Source organism: Peterkaempfera bronchialis (assembly GCF_003258605.2).
Lineage (GTDB): Bacteria > Actinomycetota > Actinomycetes > Streptomycetales > Streptomycetaceae > Peterkaempfera > Peterkaempfera bronchialis.
In genome coordinates this window covers 1,567,919-1,587,403 of record NZ_CP031264.1, presented here as the reverse complement: position 1 = coordinate 1,587,403, position 19,485 = coordinate 1,567,919, and the positions used below count along the sequence as shown (strand labels likewise).

At 71.0% G+C, this 19,485-nt stretch carries 23 protein-coding genes and 1 pseudogene; 16 read left to right on the top strand and 8 right to left on the bottom strand.

Annotated features, from left to right (window positions below; all coding sequences use genetic code 11):
• Window positions 1-18: 18 nt before the first annotated feature.
• Both C7M71_RS33150 and C7M71_RS06930 read right to left on the bottom strand, forming a co-directional pair.
• A complete protein-coding gene (locus C7M71_RS33150) occupies window positions 19-294 on the bottom strand; it encodes a hypothetical protein (RefSeq protein ID WP_162824160.1) in 276 nt (91 codons plus the stop codon).
• Window positions 294-620: an SCO3933 family regulatory protein gene (locus C7M71_RS06930; protein WP_229759071.1), complete on the bottom strand. Its 327-nt coding sequence runs from the start codon at window positions 618-620 to the stop codon at window positions 294-296. The genes C7M71_RS33150 and C7M71_RS06930 overlap by 1 nt, the downstream gene beginning before the upstream one ends.
• A 259-nt stretch (window positions 621-879) precedes the next feature.
• Here C7M71_RS06930 and C7M71_RS06925 point away from each other — a divergent pair, with 259 nt between their 5' ends.
• The gene (locus C7M71_RS06925; RefSeq protein WP_111489166.1) at window positions 880-1,725 is read left to right on the top strand and encodes a GntR family transcriptional regulator; all 846 of its coding nucleotides are present in this window, start codon (window positions 880-882) and stop codon (window positions 1,723-1,725) included.
• A 70-nt stretch (window positions 1,726-1,795) separates the two neighbouring features.
• On the opposite strand, the gene C7M71_RS06920 is transcribed toward C7M71_RS06925, so the two are convergent.
• Window positions 1,796-2,518 (bottom strand): GntR family transcriptional regulator, encoded by a 723-nt coding sequence (locus C7M71_RS06920; protein WP_019761424.1) that lies wholly within the window; start codon window positions 2,516-2,518, stop codon window positions 1,796-1,798.
• Window positions 2,519-2,674: 156 nt separating this feature from the next.
• Between C7M71_RS06920 and C7M71_RS06915 the strand changes: the two genes are divergently transcribed.
• The 3 genes from C7M71_RS06915 to C7M71_RS06905 all read left to right on the top strand — a co-directional run bounded on the left by C7M71_RS06915 (window position 2,675) and on the right by C7M71_RS06905 (window position 4,287).
• The gene (locus tag C7M71_RS06915; RefSeq protein ID WP_111489167.1) at window positions 2,675-2,872 is read left to right on the top strand and encodes a hypothetical protein; all 198 of its coding nucleotides are present in this window, start codon (window positions 2,675-2,677) and stop codon (window positions 2,870-2,872) included.
• On the top strand, window positions 2,869-3,099 hold the full coding sequence (locus C7M71_RS06910; protein WP_111489168.1) for a DUF7848 domain-containing protein: 231 nt from the start codon (window positions 2,869-2,871) through the stop codon (window positions 3,097-3,099). The genes C7M71_RS06915 and C7M71_RS06910 overlap by 4 nt, the downstream gene beginning before the upstream one ends.
• A gap of 927 nt (window positions 3,100-4,026) precedes the next feature.
• Complete coding sequence (locus tag C7M71_RS06905) at window positions 4,027-4,287, top strand: hypothetical protein (protein WP_162824159.1); 261 nt, start codon at window positions 4,027-4,029, stop codon at window positions 4,285-4,287.
• On the opposite strand, the gene C7M71_RS30530 is transcribed toward C7M71_RS06905, so the two are convergent.
• From C7M71_RS30530 to C7M71_RS30525, 3 genes and pseudogenes are all read right to left on the bottom strand, one after another.
• Complete coding sequence (locus tag C7M71_RS30530; protein ID WP_162824158.1) at window positions 4,272-4,769, bottom strand: hypothetical protein; 498 nt, start codon at window positions 4,767-4,769, stop codon at window positions 4,272-4,274. The two genes, C7M71_RS06905 and C7M71_RS30530, sit on opposite strands and share 16 nt — an antisense overlap.
• Window positions 4,770-4,972: 203 nt before the next feature.
• Window positions 4,973-5,430: pseudogene (locus C7M71_RS33345) on the bottom strand (tyrosine-type recombinase/integrase); the annotation flags it as partial.
• 190 nt (window positions 5,431-5,620) lie between these two features.
• Entirely contained in the window at window positions 5,621-5,884 is a 264-nt protein-coding gene (locus C7M71_RS30525; protein WP_162824157.1) for a hypothetical protein, read from the bottom strand.
• 94 nt (window positions 5,885-5,978) lie between these two features.
• Between C7M71_RS30525 and C7M71_RS06900 the strand changes: the two genes are divergently transcribed.
• The gene (locus C7M71_RS06900; protein WP_162824156.1) at window positions 5,979-6,347 is read left to right on the top strand and encodes a hypothetical protein; all 369 of its coding nucleotides are present in this window, start codon (window positions 5,979-5,981) and stop codon (window positions 6,345-6,347) included.
• 108 nt (window positions 6,348-6,455) lie between these two features.
• Here the strand turns inward: C7M71_RS06900 and C7M71_RS06895 are convergent, their stop codons facing one another.
• Window positions 6,456-7,655 (bottom strand): chymotrypsin family serine protease, encoded by a 1,200-nt coding sequence (locus C7M71_RS06895; protein WP_111489171.1) that lies wholly within the window; start codon window positions 7,653-7,655, stop codon window positions 6,456-6,458.
• Window positions 7,656-7,998: 343 nt separating this feature from the next.
• Between C7M71_RS06895 and sigJ the strand changes: the two genes are divergently transcribed.
• The 7 genes from sigJ (at window position 7,999) to C7M71_RS30990 (ending at window position 14,996) form a co-directional block, all read left to right on the top strand.
• A complete protein-coding gene (gene sigJ / locus C7M71_RS06890; protein WP_229758589.1) occupies window positions 7,999-8,886 on the top strand; it encodes an RNA polymerase sigma factor SigJ in 888 nt (295 codons plus the stop codon).
• Between the two features lie 83 nt (window positions 8,887-8,969).
• On the top strand, window positions 8,970-10,037 hold the full coding sequence (locus tag C7M71_RS06885; RefSeq protein WP_229758588.1) for an NAD(P)/FAD-dependent oxidoreductase: 1,068 nt from the start codon (window positions 8,970-8,972) through the stop codon (window positions 10,035-10,037).
• 148 nt (window positions 10,038-10,185) lie between these two features.
• Window positions 10,186-11,424 carry a cytochrome P450 gene (locus tag C7M71_RS06880; protein WP_111489173.1) on the top strand — a complete coding sequence of 413 codons (1,239 nt, stop codon included), beginning with the start codon at window positions 10,186-10,188 and terminating at the stop codon, window positions 11,422-11,424.
• A 13-nt stretch (window positions 11,425-11,437) separates the two neighbouring features.
• Window positions 11,438-11,677, top strand: a complete 240-nt coding sequence (locus C7M71_RS06875; protein ID WP_111489174.1) for a ferredoxin — start codon at window positions 11,438-11,440, stop codon at window positions 11,675-11,677.
• Window positions 11,678-11,889: 212 nt separating this feature from the next.
• Window positions 11,890-13,902: an MFS transporter gene (locus C7M71_RS06870; protein WP_456107177.1), complete on the top strand. Its 2,013-nt coding sequence runs from the start codon at window positions 11,890-11,892 to the stop codon at window positions 13,900-13,902.
• Window positions 13,899-14,402 (top strand): MarR family winged helix-turn-helix transcriptional regulator, encoded by a 504-nt coding sequence (locus C7M71_RS06865; protein ID WP_111489176.1) that lies wholly within the window; start codon window positions 13,899-13,901, stop codon window positions 14,400-14,402. The genes C7M71_RS06870 and C7M71_RS06865 overlap by 4 nt, the downstream gene beginning before the upstream one ends.
• Before the next feature lie 51 nt (window positions 14,403-14,453).
• Window positions 14,454-14,996, top strand: coding sequence for a DUF302 domain-containing protein (locus C7M71_RS30990; protein ID WP_175607645.1), 543 nt, complete (start codon window positions 14,454-14,456; stop codon window positions 14,994-14,996).
• Here the strand turns inward: C7M71_RS30990 and C7M71_RS06855 are convergent.
• Window positions 14,918-15,910 carry a LysR family transcriptional regulator gene (locus C7M71_RS06855; protein ID WP_111489177.1) on the bottom strand — a complete coding sequence of 331 codons (993 nt, stop codon included), beginning with the start codon at window positions 15,908-15,910 and terminating at the stop codon, window positions 14,918-14,920. The two genes, C7M71_RS30990 and C7M71_RS06855, sit on opposite strands and share 79 nt — an antisense overlap.
• A 160-nt stretch (window positions 15,911-16,070) precedes the next feature.
• On the opposite strand from C7M71_RS06855, the gene C7M71_RS33145 reads away from it, so the two are divergent.
• From C7M71_RS33145 to ssuE, 4 genes are all read left to right on the top strand, one after another.
• Window positions 16,071-16,157, top strand: a complete 87-nt coding sequence (locus C7M71_RS33145; protein WP_407675974.1) for a putative leader peptide — start codon at window positions 16,071-16,073, stop codon at window positions 16,155-16,157.
• 175 nt (window positions 16,158-16,332) lie between these two features.
• Window positions 16,333-17,466 carry a dimethylsulfone monooxygenase SfnG gene (sfnG, locus tag C7M71_RS06850; protein ID WP_111489178.1) on the top strand — a complete coding sequence of 378 codons (1,134 nt, stop codon included), beginning with the start codon at window positions 16,333-16,335 and terminating at the stop codon, window positions 17,464-17,466.
• Window positions 17,467-17,545: 79 nt separating this feature from the next.
• The gene (locus C7M71_RS06845) at window positions 17,546-18,766 is read left to right on the top strand and encodes an acyl-CoA dehydrogenase family protein (protein WP_111489179.1); all 1,221 of its coding nucleotides are present in this window, start codon (window positions 17,546-17,548) and stop codon (window positions 18,764-18,766) included.
• A 150-nt stretch (window positions 18,767-18,916) separates the two neighbouring features.
• Window positions 18,917-19,477, top strand: coding sequence for an NADPH-dependent FMN reductase (gene ssuE / locus C7M71_RS06840; protein ID WP_111489180.1), 561 nt, complete (start codon window positions 18,917-18,919; stop codon window positions 19,475-19,477).
• Window positions 19,478-19,485: the final 8 nt, after the last annotated feature.

Genomic DNA, 19,485 nt, shown 5'->3' with positions numbered 1-19,485 from the left:
ACGTGGCGGTGGATGTAGTCAGCGAGGGCGTGGGAGGGGATGCGGCGGGCGCGGCCGATGGTCGGTGAGGCGAGTCGTCGGGTGCGCAGGGGTGGCGTCCTTGACTGCCAGGCCGAGCATCGGGGCGAGCCGTTTCCAGCCCCACCGCAGCCGCCGCGCCTGCCGCAGACTGACCCGGGTCTCGGCATCGGCCCGGTACCAGCGGGCGAAGCGGTACCCGGCCCAGCCCAGCAGCCCGAGCACGCCGAGGCCGACCACGGCGAGGAGCGCGAGCCCGAGGGGGGTGCCGGTCATCAGGCGCCCGCCTTGGCGGTGACGGCGTCGGCGCGCAAGGAGATGCCGTGCCGGTCCTTGCCGTTGATCTCGTTCTCCCAGGCCGACGCGACAAGCCTGGTGAAGACGACCGGCAGGCCGACCTTCAGGCCCTTGCCCAGGCCCGGCTCCGGGACCTTCATGGTGATCACTTCGGCGCGGCCGTTGAAGGCGAACATCACGTCCACCAGGTGCAGGTGGGCGCCGGTGGCCCGGTCGATCGCAGGCTGCTGGCCTTCGCGGTCCTTGAAGTGCGGCCGGGACTCGGAGGCCAGGATCACCAGGGCCTGGGACTGGTCGATGGGCATGGTCTTCACGGCAAACCTCCAGGTAGAGGGGTGCGAGTCACTCGTGTGGGTGATCGCGTGCCGCAACCATACATTCATCCGATCCGAAGTCCATCCCTATTGAGTTCCATCCGTTCTTGGGGTGGTCCATCCATCCGGCGGCTACCCTGACCCCGTGAGGCCGCTGAGCTGGTGAAACACGACAGACAGCGGGCGGCCTGCGGCGGGTGGAATCGGACTCGGACTGGGGATGGACATGGCTGCTGCTGACGAAGCGCGCTTGACATTCGAGCGCATCGCGGACGACCTGCGGCAGCAGATCCGGGACGGCGAACTGCGTCCAGGCCAGCTCCTGCCGACGCAGAGCCAGCTCATGCAGACCTACAAGGCATCGAGCCTGACCGTGCAGAAGGCCATCCGGCTCCTCAGGAACGAGGGCTGGGTCATCGCCCGCCAGGGGCGCGGCACCTTCGTCACGCGCTCGGCCGACTTCGAGGACGCCTTCGAGAAGGTCGCCGGCGACCTCCAGCAGCAGATCTACTCCGGCACCCTGGCACCCGGAGCCAGGCTCCCCGCCCGCGAGGTCCTGGCGGAGCACTACGCGGTGCCGCTCAACGTCGTCACCAATGCCATCTCTCTGCTGGCGGGCAACTTCCTCCTGCGCTACCCCGGCGAACTGCCTGGCGACGAGGTCTACGTACGCGACTGGGACGACCACGGCTTCGCCACCCAGCTCATCCACGGCCGCCTGGTCCACAAGATCAGAGACGGCTCACTCGCCAGGGGAGCCACGGTCACCGTGGACGACGTGGTCGACACGATCGGCGGCGACCCGGAATCCGCCGACCAGGCACTGACCTTCCTCACCCTGGAAGGCAGGATGAAGAAGGCCCACCAGCGCAACGGGTCGATGGCGTATGTCGTCGTGGGAGGCGAGTTCGGCACCGAGGTACCGGTCTCGGTGCAGCCGGTGGACGAGCCGGACGAAGCGTCGGCTACCCCGCGGAACGAGTTCCCGGCGGTGGCCGGAGTAGCGGATCTCGCCTACAAGCTGGAACGAGCCCTGGAGCGGATCGAGGAGCTTGAGGAGCGTGTCGAACGCCTCGAAGGCCGCGACGCGGACTGAGGTGGGCGCGTGAACGACGGCGTCCCCGAAGGCCGCGGGCTGGCATTCGGGGACGCTTCGCGTGGATCGGTCAGGGCTGGTACTCGTAGCCGATGGTGAACCGGGGCGGCAGGCACCACTCCCCGTACTCGATGATCCCCTCCGCGTCCGACCAGCGGTGGGCGCCGGCCAGGATCGGGGAGCCGACCGGCAGCCCCAGTGCGCTTGCCTCTCGGGCGTCGGCGGGGCGGGCGTGCATGTCGTCACGGGCGTGGGTGATCGTGCGCCCGGTGGCTTCCAGAACCCGGGCGGACAGTCCGTGATTGCGGCCCGGGGCGGTGTTCAACAGGTCCGGCACGAGGGCGGCGAATGGGGCCGGGTACCAGGTCACGGCGAACACGGTCCGGGTCTTGCCCCGGCCGGCCAGCCACTCGCGCCGGACCACCTGGTCTCCGGCTTCCAGGTCGAAGATCTCCGCCACGTACAGCGGCGGGGTGATCAGTTCGGCGGCCGTCACCCGGCTCGTCTCGCCCTCCGCTAGGAACGACTTCACCCGCTGGACCCGGGCCAGCCGGTCCCGCGCCGACAGCGTCCAGCGAGGGTCGTCGGCGACGTAGGTGCCCCTGGGGGTGGTGCGGATGAAGTTCTCGACCTGGAGGGCCTGCAAGGCGCGGGAGACGGTGGCGGCTGCGGCCTGCCACTGCCCGGCGATCTCCCGGTTGGTCGGCAGCTTGGCGCCCGGCTCAAGCTCTCCCGACAGGATGCGCTCCCGGAAGTGATCCGCGATCTTCGTGAACGTCTTGGGACTGGGCATAAGGCGTGCTCCTCCGTTGAGTTGACGTGATGTCAGCGAGGGCACACTAGTGCACTACGAACCGTAGCGGGAGTGCTTCGGCCAATCGAATACTGAACTAGAGCACCGGCCTGTCAAGAGGTCGGCCATGTGACGTTCGAAAGGTGGCGATGTGCAGTGACGGAGCCGACCAGGTACTCGACCCCGCCAGTTGAACTCCCCTTGCGCCTGGAGCTGGAGCCGGTACCCGTTGAGGGCTGTGCGGGGTGCGCGGAGCTGGCCAACGTACGTGACCGGGCCCGCGCGGTCGGCGACATGACCACCGTCAGCGACTGCAACGTCTACATGCGACGCCACCCGGAGGGCCACCAGTGAGCCCCCGCGCTGTATACCGGCACGTCACCCACACCATCCGCCACGCACCCGAAGGCGGCATCACCTACGAGGCGTTCTGCACCGCTGCTAACTGCGGAGCCGAATCCGGACCCCTCGCCGAGCAGGAAGCCGCACAGGAGTGGGCACTCCGCCATACCGGACGCACCGGCCACGACCTGTTCAGACGCGTCGTCACCGACCACGCCAAGGTCACCCGAGCCGAGTAGAACCACCGTCGCCAGCCGGAACAGGACCCACAACCCGTGGGCCATCGCACCAGGCCAGCAGCCCAGCCGAACGCTCAACCGACAGCCAGGGCGTACCGCCGAAGCGGGATGCGTCCAAACTTTCTCTACGTCTTCAAGGCGACCCGCTGGCGCGGGTCGCGCGCGGCACGGCCGCCCACCCGGCCCGCTCTCGGCTCCGCCACCGCGGGCCGGCCAGCGACCAGGCCGCGCAGAGACAGCACAGCGGACGAACGGAAGCGCGGAGAAAGCCGGACGCGCCCGCACAGCGAACGCCAGGCCGACGGCGAGGCGACGGCGGGGAGTTGGCTGAGCCGAAGGCCCGGGGGTGGGGCCGGTCGGCTCCATGGGCTTTACCCACCTCCCCGGGTCGGGGCCCGCGTCGGGCAAGGCCAGGGGGCCACTCGTTCAAATTCCGGGCAGGTCCAAAGCCTGCCCGAGTTGCCGGGCCAGCGTACGGCCCCCTGACCATGCCCGACCCCAACCCGGGTAGGACACCGGCCAAAGCCCACTCCACCGCCCTCAGGCGCGTTGCCGTCTGACGGCAACGCCGACGGCAACAGGGGCGCACAGCACGGTACTTCCACGCACACCTACGGACCGGCCGGAATTCGCTGACCAGCACAACAATCCCGACAAGGGTTCGCCGTTGCGGGGTAAGGCGATGTTCGACGAAGTTATGGGCCACTTCGGGGACCGAGTTCAGGGCGTTCAGGGGATCTGGGTATACGGCGATAACCTTGGAGGCTTCAACGAAGCTGTCCGTGGTGGTGCGAGCCTAGTATCGGCGGCCAAGGGGACCTGGAATGGAAGACAGGCAGCCAGATATGGCTTCACTCGCGCGAGGATCGATGAAGCAGTTCCGAGGCTCGACGGGGACTTCCAGCAAGTCCTTGCTACATTCCGAAGATGAGGGAACTGATGGGCGAGGAAAATGAACGATTGGCACGCTTGGCCGTCGAGTACCACGAAATTGGGTGCAGTATCGCGGAGATCGCCGATCTCCTAATCGACAAGCACCCGAACTTGAGTTTGGTGCCGTTCCGGCTGTCTCAAGTGCTTCGATCGGCCTTCGGTCTTTCGGCTCATGACCTGCAATACGTCACCGCGTGGGTGCAAGGTGAGATTTCACTGGAAACCCTGGAGGAGCGCCTTCAGGTGAGTCGGTAATTCGGGCTCAGCTCATAACATGCTGTGGACATTTCGAGAGGCTCCGCCGAATAGATGCTCGGTGAGGTCTCTCTTCCGGAAAGAAGATGACGCCCTGGATGGCCACAGGTAAGGATCCAGCCACCGCCTTTGGAAAATGCAATCAGGGTAATGGAGTAGTGGCAATCGACCTGCGCCGCATTCCATTTGGGCATGCGGATATTTTCGATGGCCCCTTCCCGTAATCTGGCGGAATGTGCCAGCGGAAGCGGTAGTCGGGTTCTGGCCGTAGGAGGTTGTCTTGATCGGGGCAGTTCGATCTGGATGCGGGCGAGGCTTACGTGGCGCTGCTTTCGCGGATCCCGCAGCCTGGGGAGATGATCGAGTCGGGGCTTGTGTAGCTCATCTGGTTCACCCCAATGTTTATCGAGTGGCAGATGGAAATGGCCGCCCATGGAGCTGACGATCTCAGGTAGCTGGCCCGTATCGCTGCCCAGGTTCATGAAGCAGTGGCAAGTATTCTCGGAACTCCGTGATCATGCCGTCTATGTGAGCCGTAGATTTCCTTGCGGCAATAAGTCTCCGGATTCGTCTATTTGCGGGTAGGGAATAGTTATCTGACATGCAGAAAGCAGCTCCGTCGGGTTTTCCGGCGGGGCTGCTGTGGTCTCTTGGAGGTGGCTGACGGGAGTAGTTGACGGCAACGTCAGCGGACGGGCGCTGCACAAAGCGGTGGATCGTCGCCGTCGTCGGGCTCGGCGGTGACCTCCGAGGGGTTGTGGAGGGCGTGGCTGAGGATTTCCTTGATGACGACGAGTTCGACGCCCTGTTCCAGGAGAAGGGTCGCGGTCGAGTGCCGGAGGTCGTGCTATCGGGTCTGGCGGAGTCCCGTTCGTCGGCGGAGTGCCTTGAAGTGTCGGGTGAGGGTAGCTGGTTCGACCGGGTGGCCGTCGGGCCGGGTGAAGACATGGCCCCCGTCCACCCAGCTTCCGTCGGCCTTCTTCTGCTCCTGGTCCTGCTGGGTCTGGTGGGCGCGCAGCGAGGTGATGTGGGGGTCGGCCAGAGCGATACGGCGTTTGGAGCTGCGGGTCTCGGTGGGGAGGGTTGTCAGGCCGCCGGTGGGAGGGTGCGGCGGATGCCGGCGGTGCCGCCCGTCAGGTCGAGTTGGACCAGGGGCGGCCGTCCAGGTCTTCGAGCGCGCGTGCACGTTCCATGGCGGGCATGGTGCCAGGGCGGCTCCGACACCAGGTCTTTCGGTCTCCGGCTGGCCGTTCCCAGCGCTCACCGTGCGGGACCCGCCGGTTCGCGGACCGGTCTGGGCGCGCACGGTGGGCATGGCCCTCGCCGAGCGGGTTCACGCCGCAGTGCCGGAGTCGCGTCGGATGAGCGTCTGCGGGCCACTGCCGCAGGGGAACCCGATTCGTCTGTACGCCGTCAGATATGCGGACCGGTCGACGTGGGAGGAGTGGGCGATGCGGGTGAAGGCGGGGCGGCTGGCGAGGATGGTGTGTGCGGCGGCGGTGGCTGCGGTTGTGGGTGCGGCCGTGGCGGGGTGCGGGTCGGGGAGGGAGACGGCCGCCGCGCCGTCCTCCAGGGGGCCGCTCTCTTCCCCTCCCACTGCGGGGGACGCCGAGGGCGATGCTCTCGCGTCGGCGGCCGATGCGGTGGACCGGATCGGCCGCGCTCGCTTCGCCGGGTGGTACGCGGGGACCGTGGTGGACCGGCGGGCGGGTACGCTCACCGTCCACCGCAAGCCGGGCAGCGACCTGGACCGTGCGGTGCGTGCGGGCGCCCCGGGGGCCGAACTGCGCTTCGCGGACGCGGAGTTGTCCGAGCGGGAGATGGCCGCGCTGGTGGACCGGATCGTCGCCGACACCGCCTACTGGCGGCAGCAGGGCATCGCCGTCAACGGCGCGGGCCCGCTGTCCGACGGCTCCGGCGTCAGCGTCCTCACCACCGCCGGGACGGAGGCGGAGGCCGCCCGGCTCTCCCGGCACTACGACGCCCGGATCGTGGTGCGGCCCGGCCGCCCCACCGCCGGGCCGGGCCCCCGCTTCTCCCCGACGTACCCGGTGGGGTGAGGCAGGGCGGTGCCGAGAGGGCCACCGTGCGGGGGCGCGGGCGTGCGGTGTCGGGCGGCCCGGCCTGCTGGGCGGCCGGGCCTGCTGGGCGGCCGGGTGGGGCGACGGTCAGAAGTGGACGCCGACGCCGGCGAGTTGCTTGGTGACGTCGGGGTACCACCACTTCCAGGAGCAGTGGCGGCCTCCGCCGGTGGGCACGCCGGGGCAGTCCACCTCTTCGGACGCGACGCCGGAGTAGGCGCTGACGGTGCCGCGTGCCACGCCGTAGCCGCTGCTGTTGATGGTGTAGACGGGACCGCCGCTGTCGCCGTTGCCGAGTCCGGAGACATGGTTGGGGGCCTCGGCCTGGACCATGTCCTTGACCGCGCCGAAGCCGCCGATGGTGAAGCTCTGGCCGACGCCCGCCACCACGTAGCCGCAGATGCTGCCGGTGAACGCGCCGCCGTGGCAGATCGAGTCGCCGACATGGCTGGTGGACGCGCTGGTGACCAGACGGCCGGAGTAGGTGTCCTGGACCTGGATCGAGGCGCCCTCGTAGATGCCGTTGCCCGCGTCGGTGAGGATCAACTCGGCGTCGTGGCTGAGGTCCTGGGTGGGGATGACGCTGCCGATCACGGTGCCCAGTGCCGTCCGCCACTGGCCGCCGCCGCAGTGCGCGGCGGTGAGCAGATAGCGGGCGGCGCCGTTGTTCCCCGCCACACCGAAGCCGGTGGTACAGGAGCCCTGGTAGGTGCTGCCGCTGTAGATGTCGGCGTAGGCGGAGCCCCAGAAGGGTGCGCTGTCCGCGAGTCGGCTCGCCGCGCGGGGCGCCTCGCCGGTGGTCACGTCGAGGGCCACCGAGCGGGTCAGTTCCGCGTCGACCTGCTGGAGGCTCTGCGCGGCGAACCCGGCCGGTGCGGGCGCCACCGAGACCTGGACGCCGTTGCCGTCCGGGCGCGGCCCGGCCGAGGTGATCGCCCGGCCGCCGACCGCCCGGACCTCGCTCACCAACCGGTCGGTCTCGGCGAGCAGTTGGTCGAAGGTGTAGGCGGCCGACTCGACGGTGACGGTGATCCCCGCGCGGCGGGCGTCGGTGACGGCGGAGCGCACCTTGGCGGGAACGGTGCCGTGCCAGTAGAGCGTCACCGCGTTCCCCGCGACATCCACGCGGTCACCGGCGAAGCCGGAGCCGTCGCGGGCCGGGGCGAGTGAGTCGGCGACGGCCCTGATCCGGTCGGCCGCCTGGTCCAGCGCACTCTGCACGGCGAAGGCATGCGCCTGCGCGCCCTCGACGGAGGCGAACGGGATGGTGGGCGGGGCGGTGGTCAACTGCTTGCCGCCGGTGGGTTCGGCGGTTCCGGGGCCTGCGGCCGCGGCTGGTCCTGCTGCTGCGAAGAGAAGTGCGACGACGGTGCCTATGGTCCATGCGCGGGTGGTTCGGCCTCTTGGGCGGAGCCGCATGTGCCAGCCTCCTCGGGACGGCAGGACTCGGCCTGCCGCATAGGGTGTGTCGGACCTCGCAGCCCCCAGCCTCCCCACATGTCGATGTACCGTCAATAGTGCGCATACGCCCTAGCGCCCTGATTCGGACAGCCCCGAACCGCCTCCCCCCGCGGCGAAGGTCACCTTTGGTTCCGGGCCGGGTGGCCGGTGGGGGCGCTACCGTGGGCGGGTGACTGACGGCGACTCTGCTGGTGTGGACGCGTTCGAGGCTCAGCGGCGCTATCTGGGGGCGGTGGCGTACCGGCTGCTGGGCTCGGTCACCGATGCCGAGGACGTGGTGCAGGAGGCGTGGCTGCGCTGGCAGGCGGTTGACTGGTCGCAGGTGGCGGATGTCCGGGCGTACCTCACCACCGTGGTCACGCGGCTCTGCTATGACCTGCTCGGCTCCGCCCGGGCCCGCCGGGAGTCGTACTACGGCGAGTGGCTGCCCGAGCCGTTGGTCACCGATGACGGGGAGTCGCCCGCCGAGCGGGCCGAGTTGGGGGAGGAGGTGTCGCTGGCCGTGCTGGCGGTGATGGAGCAGCTCACCCCGGCCGAGCGGGCGGCGTTTGTGCTGCACGACCTGTTCGCGGTCGGCTTCGGTGAGATCGCCGCCGCCCTCGACCGCACCCCCGACGCCGTCCGACAGCTGGCCTCCCGAGCCCGCCGACGGGTCCGGGAGGGCGGCCGGCGCGGCACCGTCGACCCGGCCGAGCACCGCCGGGCCGTCAGCGCCTTTGCGGCGGCCACCGCACAGGGGGACCTCGCGGGCCTGATGGCGGCGCTCGACCCCGAGGTGGTCTGGCACTCGGACGGCGGCGGCATCGTCTCGGCCGGCGTGCGGCCGATCCGGGGCGCCGAGCGGGTGGCCCGGCTGGTGGCCGGACTGGCCGCCAGGTGGCTCGCCCCGGAGTCGGGTGCCTCGTTCGGCTTCGCCCGGGTCAACGGCGAGCCGGGGGTGGTCTGGTACGAGTCCCCGGGCCGGGTCGGCGGCGTGCTCGCCTTCACCGTCGCGGACGGCCGGATCACCGAGGTGCATATCGTGGTCAACCCGGAGAAGCTCGCCCACCTGGTGTGACGCGCCTCACTGTCACATCCCGACCGGCTGCTCCGTCCCCTTCCCGAACGCATGCATGAGACATCGCATCGGAGGAGGACACAGTGACCGATCGCCACATCGTGGTCATCGGCGCGGGCTACGCGGGCCTGACCGCCGCCACCCGCGCGGGCCGCCGCGACCGGGTGACCCTGATCGCTCCGGAGACCCGCTTCCTGCACCGGGTCCGCCAGCATGAGACCGCTGCCGGCCACCCCGAGCACCGGCCCGCCGTCGACCAGCTGCTGCGCGGCCGCCGGGTCACGCACCTCCGGGCCCGGGTGACCGAACTGGACCTGCTGGGCCGCAAGCTGATGACCGACTCCGGCCAGGCCATCGGGTACGACACCCTGGTCTACGCCCTGGGCAGCCGCACCGCCTGGCACGGGATCCCCGGCGCCGCCGAGCACGCCTACCCGGCCGAGCGCGCCGCCGAGCTGCGGCAGCGGCTGAGCGAGGCGCCCCGGCCGGGCACGCTGGCCGTGGTCGGCGGCGGCGCGACCGGTATCGAACTCGCCGCCGAGCTTGCCGAGGCATACCCGGAGTGGCAGGTCCGGCTGGTCACGGCCGACGAGGTCGGCGGCTGGTTCTCGGCCGCCGGACGGGCCCAGGTGCTGCGGGTGCTGGAACGGCTCGGCGTCCGGCTGTACGAGCACACCCGGGTCACCGCCGTCGGCCCGGACGGGCTGCACACCGCGCAGGGCACGGTGGAGGCCGACGTGGTCGCCTGGGCCGCCTCGATGGAGCCGCATGCACTGGCCGCCGAGGCCGGGCTGACGGTGGCCCCGGACGGCCGGGCGGTGGTGGACGCGTATCTGCGCTCGGTCTCGCACCCGGACGTCTATGTGATCGGCGACGCCGCCGCCGTCACCCTGCCGCGCGTCGGCACGCTGCGGATGGGCTGTGCGACCGCCCAGCCGATGGGCCGCTACCTGGGCAGGGTGCTCAGCGGCCGGACGTCCGCGCCGTTCACCTTCCGGTACCAGGTGCAGTGCCTGAGCCTCGGGCGGCGGGACGGCCTGGTGCAGCTGGTCCACGGCGACGACTCGATGCGGCCGATGGTCTTCACCGGAGCGGTGGGGCGGCTGGTCAAGGCGGGCATCGTCCGGCTCGTGGTGGCCATTCTGCGCTGATCGTCCGGTCATATCGCCGTAATGCCGGACATATACGGCCAGGTCTATCCTCGGGGGCAGAGGCTCTGGTGGCACCGGCCGACCGGATGGCCGCCGACGCGGCGTCGGCGGGACCCGGTCGGCTGGGCCGTCCTGGAGGGAGACCCCGATGTCCGTGACGCTGCCTCCCCGTACGCCGTCGTCCCAGCCCCCGGCTCCGGCCCCGCTGCCGACGCACCGTGGCTGCCCCTTCGACCCGCCCGGGGAACTCGGGGCACTGCGTGAGGAGGAGCCGGTCAGCAGGCTGGCCTTCCCCGACGGGAAGACCGGCTGGCTGCTCACCCGGCACGAGGACGTCCGCGCGGTGCTGGCGGACGACCGGTTCAGCTCGGACCGGCTGCGGGCCTCGTCGCCGGTGCGGCGGTTCCCGCTGCTCCGGAGCGAGTCGCCGGACCTGGCCGGATCGCTGATCGGCATGGACCCGCCGCAGCACACCCGCTACCGGCACCTGCTCACCCGCCACTTCACGGTGCGCCGGATGCGCGAGCTGGCCCCGCGCATCGAGCAGATCGTCGCGGACCACCTGGACGCGATGGAGCGCGGCGGTCCCCCGACGGACCTGGTGGCGGACTTCGCGCGCCCGATCCCCTCGCTGGTGATCTGCGAACTGCTCGGCGTGCCGTACGAGGACAGGGCGACCTTCCAGCGGTGCACCGCGACCCTGCTCCGGCTGGACGCCGACGAGCAGACCGTGCGGGCGGCGCGCGACGAGCTGTGGGCGTACATGCTCGGCCTGGTCGCCGCCAAGCGGGACCACCCCGACGACACGCTGCTGGGCACGCTGATCCGGGACGGCGACCCGGACGCCCCGCTCGGTGACGCGGAGCTGGCCGGGCTGGGGCGCCTGCTGCTGGTCGCCGGGCATGAGACGACCGCCAACATGCTCGCGCTGGGCACCTATGCGCTGCTCTGCCACCCCGAGCAGCTTCGCGCCCTGCGGGAGGACCCCGAGCTGGTGGACCGTGCGGTCGAGGAGCTGCTGCGCTACCTCACCATCGTGCAGTTCGGCACCGTCCGGGTGGCCCGCGAGGACGTGGAGGTGGGCGGTCGGCTGATCCGGGCGGGGGAGACCGTGGTCGCCTCGCTCGCCTCCGCCAACCGGGACCCGGAGCACTTCCCGGACCCCGATGAGCTGGACCTCGCCCGGCCCCCGGCGCAGCATGTCGCCTTCGGGCACGGGATCCACCAGTGCCTGGGCCAGCAGCTCGCCCGGGTGGAGATGAAGATCGCCTACCCGGCCCTGCTCCGGCGCTTCCCCGCGCTCGACCTCGCGGTGCCGCCCGGCCGGGTGCCGATGCGCGACGACATGTTCATCTACGGGGTGCACCGGCTCCCCGTCACCTGGTAGCGGTGACCGTGCCATGAGGATCAGAGTGGACCACGACCGCTGCCGAGGCGCCGGTCAGTGCGCGCTCAACGCCCCCGAACTCTTCGACCAGTCGGAGGACGACGGCACCGTCGTGCTGCTCGACGACCACCCGCCGGCCGAACTCCACGACCAGGCCCGGCTCGCCGCCGCGCTCTGTCCCAATGCGGTGATCAGCCTCATCGAGGGCGAGGACCAGGACGAGGGCGAGGACGAGGACCAGGACGAGTCCTGAGCGGTCGGCCCGGCCCGAGGGGAAGTGGACCATATGTGCGCATTGTGGTTAGTTTGAGATAGGCAACTATCCAGCCCTCCTCGTGCGAGGAAGTGGTGCCCATGGCTGCGGCGCCTCCCCTGTCCCGTACGGAGCGGCGGCAGGCCAGGGCCGCCGCCGACACCGCCCGCCCGCACTACAAGTGGATCGTCCTGTCCAACACCACGCTGGGCATGCTGATGGCCACCATCAACGGGTCGATCCTGCTGATCGCGCTGCCGGACATCTTCCGGGGCCTGCGGATCAACCCGCTCCAGCCGGGCAACACCAGCCTGCTGCTCTGGTTGATCATGGGCTATCTGGTGGTCACGGCGGTGCTGGTGGTCAGCTTCGGCAGACTCGGGGACATGTACGGCCGGGTCCGCATGTACAACGCGGGCTTCGCCGTCTTCAGCGTCTTCTCGGTGCTGCTGGCGGTGACCTGGATGCATGGCACGGCCGGTGCGCTCTGGCTGATCCTGATGCGGGTGGCCCAGGGGGTCGGCGGCGCGATGCTGATGGCGAACTCCAACGCGATCATCACCGATGCCTTCCCGGTCGACCAGCGCGGCCTGGCACTGGGCCTCAACCAGGTCGCGGGGATCGCCGGGTCGTTCATCGGGCTGGTGCTCGGCGGGCTGCTCGCTCCGGTGGAGTGGCATCTGGTGTTCCTGGTGTCGGTGCCGTTCGGGCTGTTCGGCACCTTCTGGGCGTACCGGAAGCTGCATGACACCGGCATCCGGCAGCCCGCCCGGCTGGACTGGTGGGGCAATGTGACCTTCGCCGTGGGGCTGATCGCGGTGCTGGCCGGGATCACCTACGGCATCCAGCCCTACCACGGGCACACCATGGGCTGGACCAACCCCCTGGTGCTGGCCGCCCTGATCGGCGGCGCGGCGGTGCTGGTGCTGTTCGGCATCGTGGAGACCCGGGTCGCCGACCCGATGTTCCGGATGAGCCTCTTCCGCATCCGTGCGTTCACCGCCGGGAATGTGGCCAGCCTGCTCTCCGGGATGGGCCGGGGCGGACTGATGTTCATACTGATCATCTGGTTGCAGGGCATCTGGCTGCCGCAGCACGGCTATGACTTCGCCTCCACCCCGCTCTGGGCGGGCATCTACATGCTGCCGCTGACGGCCGGGTTCCTGATCGCGGGACCGGTCTCGGGCTGGCTCTCCGACCACTTCGGGGCGCGGCCGTTCGCCACCGGGGGCATGCTGGTGGCCGCCGGCAGCTTTGTGCTGCTGGCCCTGCTGCCGGTGGACTTCACCTACTGGGTCTTCGCCGCGATCCTGCTGCTCAACGGCATCGGCATGGGACTCTTCGCCTCCCCGAACCGCGCCGGGATCATGAACAGCCTGCCCGCCAACCAGCGCGGCGTCGGCGGCGGCATGAGCACCACCTTCCAGAACTCGGCCATGGTGCTCTCGATCGGCGTCTTCTTCAGCCTGATGATCCTCGGCCTGTCCGCCTCGCTGCCGCACGCGCTCTCGACCGGCCTGGCCACCCAGGGCGTGCCCGCAGCCGACGCCGCCCGGCTGGCGCACCTGCCGCCGGTCTCGGTGCTCTTCGCCTCGCTGCTGGGCTACAACCCGATCCGGGCGCTGCTCGGACCCACGGTGCTCGCCCATCTGCCGGCCGGGCACGCGGCCTACCTGACCGGCCGGGGCTTCTTCCCCGCCCTGGTCTCCGGACCGTTCGGACAGGGCCTGGACACCGCGTTCGCCTTTGCCATCGCGGCCTGTGTGGTCGCCGCCGTGGCCTCCTGGCTGCGCGGCGGCAAGTATGTGCACCGGGACCAGCCCGTCGCCGCCCCGGCCGCTCCGGCCGCGACCTCCTACACGGTGATCGCCACCGCGCCCGGCTGCCGCCCCGCCGCGCTGGGGGTCACCGTCAGCGGCAACGGCCGTCCGCCGTCCGCCGGTCTCGCCCTGCGGACGGACGGGCGACTGATCGGCGTGGTCCGAGGGCCGGGCGGTGATGCCCCGCTGCCCGGCGCGGAGGTGCTGGCCCTCGGCCCGGACGGGAGCGTCGCCGGGCGGACCACCACCGGGAGCGACGGCACCTTCCGGCTGCCGGGTCTGCCCGGCGGCAACCGCTGGACGACCGCGCCCGGGCCGCTGCCCGACCGCCCGCTGCCCGACAGCACTGCGGTGGACGGCGCCCGACCGGCCCTGTATCTCTCACTGGACAGCGAGGCGCCATGACCGAGCAGCAGCAGGCACCTGCCCACCAGGCAGCACCGCCCGGCAGCCCCGATGCGGTCGTGACCCGGCTGCGGGGCGCGGCGCTGCGCCTGGCGTACGGGCTGCGCATCCCGGCGGCGGAGCACGGCCTGACCCCCACCCGGCTCGCCGCCCTGGTCGCCCTGGCCGCCCACGGCCCGCTGCGGGTCGGCGATCTGGCCCGTCGGCTGGGTACCAGCGCGCCCAGCGTTTCCAGGCTGCTCGACATCCTGGTCGACGCCGATCTGGTGGCCCGCCGGGCCGACCCGGTCGACCAGCGGGCCTCGCTGCTGGTCCTCACCCCCGGCGGTACGGCCGTCCTGGACGCCGTCTGCCGGGAGAGCCTGGACCGGCTGACCGCCCCGGTCACCGCCCTGCCCGCCGACGACCTGGCCCGGCTCGCCGCCGCGCTCCCGGTGCTGGAGTCGCTGGCCGACAGCCTCGCCCCGGGATCGCTGCCGGACGCGGACCGCCCAGCCTGAGGCCGCCATCGAAACCCCCCCACATCACCCCCGACCGGAAGGCGCACCGCCGTGACCTCGACAGAGACCCGACCCGTCGTCCACCAGGTCCGCCGACTCGACGTGGCCCTGCCGCACCCCTACGACCAGGCCGTGCGCCGCTACGAAGAGCTGGTGCCCGTCGTCGACACCGCCCGCTTCGGCCGACTGACCAGTTGGGACGCCGTACTGGAGCTGGCCGGGAGCAATGCCCCGCATGGCTTCATGATCTACTGGAAGGCCGATGTCACCGCCATGATGGCCGCCTCGCCGTCCGGCTGGAAGTGCGCCGAGTACCTGATGGGCAACCACGTCATCGCCGAGCGCATGTTCCGCCACGACCCGGCGGTCATGCTCCACGCACCGCTGCGCACGGTCATCTACGAGGACAGCCGGGGGCAGACCCGGTTCGCGGTCGACCAGCCCAGCACCTTCTTCGCCAGTTACGGCGACCCCGCCATCACCGAGGTCGGCCACCACCTCGACCGGCTGGTCGCTCAGCTCCTTGACGCCCTCGGCGCCGCCGTCCCCGCAGAACTCGGGGAACTCGGGGAACTCGGGGACGCCGGCGGCTGACCGCCGGCCGGGCTGCGGCGGTACTGCTCGGCGCACCGTACGAAGCTCTCGTGCAGACTGCGGGCCGCCCGCGGCACGGTGCCCGACCGGCGGCGCTGGAGGACCAGCAGGACGTCGGTGTCGTCGTCCGCGAGCGGCCGGTGGGTGATCGCCCCCAGCCGCTCCAGCGGGTCCCCGGTGACGCTGAAGTCGGGCAGCACCGTGGCGCCGAGCCCTTCGGCGACCATGAGCTTGCCCATCTCCGCACCGTCGGTGGAGTAGGAGAAGGCGGGGGTGCGGTCCGCCAGCAGGCGGTGCACATAACGGTGCATCACATACCCGGCCCGCATCACGATCAGCGGTTCCCGGAGCAGATCGGCCACCCGGACCGCCGGGAGCGCGGCCAGCGGGCTGTCGGGCCGCATGCAGACCACCGGCCGCCCGCGCAGCAGCTCGGTGGCCTGGAAGTCCGGGGGCAGGTCGTCGCCCCGCAGATAGTTCACCAGCCCCAGGTCGAGGCTGCCTTCCAGCAGCGCGCGGTGGATCTCGGCCTGCTGCGCCCCGACCACCTCCACCTGGGTGCCCGGGTGGGCCTCGCGGAAGGCGCGCACGGTGGGCACCAGCAGCGGGACGGTGGCGGCGTTGACCGTGCCGAGACGCACCATGCGGCTGGTCAGATGCTGGTCGTGGGCGGCACGGCGGAGCCGGTCGACCGCGTCCAGCACGCCGACGATATGCGGCAGCAGCTCGCTGCCCTCGTCGCTGATCCTGGCTCCGGAGCGCCTGCGGTCGAGCAGGTCGACGCCGAGTTCGCGCTCCAGATTGCGCACCGTCTCGCTGAGGGCGGGCTGCGAGATGTGCAGTTCCTCGGCGGCGCGGCGCAGCGAGCCCAGCCGGGTGACCGCGGTGATGTACTCCAGCTGCTCGATCCGCACAGCGGTGTCCGCCCCTCCCCGGCCCGGTCCTGAAGGGAAACCCTATCAGGGAATCGTGGATACCGAATCGCCGCGTATTCCCTGGCCAAAGGATTGCGGCGGCTTTTCGCGTCCCCGATTTTCTTGACGGACAGGGGGCCGGCTTGGTTCAATCCTTCCCATGAAGATGCGACAGGACCTCACGCGGCGACGCCATGTCGACCTCGCGCGTGTCTCCAGCGCCTTCTGTTGCTGCTGCGGAGCCTGAGTTCCGGCCCTGCCACCACGCCGCCGCCACCCCGTGACCGGGACCAGGCCCACGCCGCCGGTGCGCTCCTTCCCTTTCTTCCTCCCCTGATTCACCCGGCCCTTTTTCCGGGCTTTCCCGATGAATCTCCGGGTGCTGTTCCGCCATGCCCACTTTCCTGTACCGGGAGTCCCCGATGTCCGTCCCGCCGTCCTCCGAACCCGTGCGTTTCGCCTACTGGGTGCCCAATGTCAGCGGTGGCCTGGTCACCAGCAGGATCGAGCAGCGCACCGACTGGGGCTACGACTACAACCGCGAGCTGGCCGTGCTGGCGGAGAACAGCGGATTCGACTACGCGCTGAGCCAGGTCCGCTACATGGCCAGCTACGGCGCCGAGTACCAGCACGAGTCCACCAGCTTCAGCCTGGCGCTGCTGCTGGCCACCGAGCGGCTGAAGGTCATCGCCGCCGTCCACCCGGGACTCTGGCACCCCGGCGTGCTGGCCAAGCTGGGCGCCACCGCCGACCACCTCTCCGGCGGCCGGTTCGCCGTGAATGTCGTCAGCGGCTGGTTCAAGGGCGAGTTCACCGCGCTGGGCGAGCCCTGGCTGGAGCACGACGAGCGCTACCGCCGCTCGGAGGAGTTCATCCGGGCGCTGCGCGCCATCTGGACCGAGGACCACGCGGAACTGGCCGGTGACTTCTACCGCATCCGCGACTTCTCCCTCAAGCCCAAGCCGCTCGGCAGCCCCGGCCGCCCGCACCCGGAGATCTTCCAGGGCGGCAACTCCACCGCCGCCCGCGCGATGGCCGGACGGGTCTCCGACTGGTACTTCAGCAACGGCCGCGACTTCGACGGCGTCACCGAGCAGCTCGGCGACATCGCCGCCGCCGCCAAGCTGGCCGGACGCCCCGCACCGCGCTTCGGCCTCAATGGCTTCCTGATCGCCCGGGACACCGAGGCCGAGGCCCGCGAGGTGCTGCGGGAGATCGTCGCCAAGGCCGACACCGAGGCGGTGCACGGCTTCGGCGCCGCCGTCCGGCAGGCCGGGCAGTCCACCGCCGACGGCAGGGGCATGTGGCAGGACTCCTCCTTCGAGGACCTGGTCCAGTACAACGACGGCTTCCGCACAGGCCTGATCGGCACCCCGGAGCAGATCGCGGAGCGGATCGTCGCCTACAAGCGGCTCGGCGTGGACCTCTTCCTGCTCGGCTTCCTGCACTACCTGGAGGAGGTCGAGTACTTCGGCCGGAGGGTGCTGCCGCTGGTACGCGAGCTGGAGGCGCAGACCCCCGCCGAGCCGGACCCGGCCGCCGCAGCCCTGGCCTGACCCGTACGCCCGCAGCCGCACGCCACGCCCGCAGCCGCACGCCACGCCCTCAGCCGCACCCCCGAAGAGGAGAGCCCCCATGAGCACCACCGCCACCCCGGCCGACTGGCAGACCCGCCCGGCCCCGACCGGTACCCAGGGCTGGATCGACCGCGCCGCCGAGGTCGCCGCCGTCCTGGCCACCGACGCCGCCGCCCGCGACCGGGCCGGTGCCACCCCGCACGCCGAGGTCCGGCTGCTGAAGGACTCCGGCCTGGTCACCCTGCTGGGCCCGGTCCAGCACGGCGGCGGTGGACAGGACTGGCCCACCGCCTACCGCGTCGTACGTGAGGTGGCCAAGGCGGACGGCTCCATCGCCCAACTGCTGGGCTACCACTACCTCTGGAACTGGGCCGCCCGGCTGGTCGGCACCCGCGAGCAGTGGGAGCAGGTGGAGGCCGAGGCCGCCCGCCGGCAGTGGTTCTTCGGCGGGGCCGTCAACCCGCGCGACCGCGATGTCGTGGTCCGGGACGAGGGCGACACCCTGGTCTTCACCGGCCGCAAGACCTTCTCCACCGGCAGCCGGGTCTCCGACGTCACCGTGCTGGAAGGCGTCCTGGACGGCACCGACCAGCATGTCTTCGCCATCGTCCCGTCCGACAGCCAGGGTCTGACCTTCCACGACGACTGGGACAACATCGGCCAGCGCCTCACCGAGAGCGGCAGCGTCACCATCGACGGCGTCCGCGTCCCCTGGGCCTCGGCCGCCGGCTATGTCGACAAGCAGTTCCAGCCGCGCGTCTACAACACCCTGAACGTGCCCACCATCCAGCTGGTCTTCGCCAACTTCTACCTGGGCATCGCCGCCGGAGCGCTGGAGACCGCCGCCACCTACACCCGCACCAAGTCCCGCTCCTGGCTGCACGGCGGCTATGAGCAGGCCGTCGACGAGCCCTATGTCATCGACGCCTACGGCGACCTCACCGCCAAGCTCTGGGCCGCCGAGGCGCTGGCCGACCGGATCGCCGAGGAGGGGCAGCGGCTCCATGACGACCCGGACGCCGTGACCGCCCGCAGCCGGGGCGAGTTCGAGGTCCGGGTCGCCGCCGTGAAGGCGCGGGCCACCGATGTCGCCCTGGAGGTCACCCACCGCATCTTCGAGGTCACCGGCGCCCGCGCCACCGCCGCCGCCGAGGGCCTGGACCGCTTCTGGCGCAATGTCCGCACCCACACCCTGCACGACCCGGTCGCCTACAAGCGCCGCGAGGTCGGCCGGTTCGTCCTCACCGACGAGATCCCCGAGCCCACCTGGTACTCCTGACCGCCCGCGCCGGGTGCGCCCGCCGTCCCGGGCGGTGCACCCGGCGCCCTTCTGCCCCTGATGTCACTCCTGTCACCCCTGTCACTGCTGTCACTGATGTCACTGCTGTCACCCCCTGCCGCTCCTCCTGCCGCGAAGGCGAGAATCCCCATGGCCACCGTCCTGTCCGTCTCCGGAAGCCCCTCCGCCACCTCCCGCACCGCCCGGCTGCTCCGCCACCTCGATGCGCGGCTCACCGCCCAGGGCCACCACGTGATACCCCTCGACGCCCGCACGCTGCCCGCCGAAGCCCTGCTCGGCGCGGACACGAGCCACCCCGAGGTGGTCCGCGCCGCCGCACTCTTCCACCAGGCCGACGGCGTGGTCATCGGCACCCCCGTCTACAAGGCCGCCTACTCCGGCCTGCTGAAGTCGCTGCTCGACCTGCTGCCGCAGTACGCGCTGGCGGACAAGACCGTGCTGCCGCTGGCCACCGGAGGCTCCACCGCGCACGCCCTGGCCGTCGACTACGCGCTGCGGCCGGTGCTCTCCTCCATGGGGGCGCTGCACATCGTCCCGGGCTGGTTCGTCCTGGACCGGCACATCACCGTACGGGAGGACGGCACCACCGCCGTCGAGCCCGGCACCGAGGCCATCCTGGGCCGGCTGGTCGACCAGTTCTCCGCCGCCCTCCGGCCGGTCCCGGCCCCGGCCCTCGCCGCCGCCGGCTGACCGCCGCC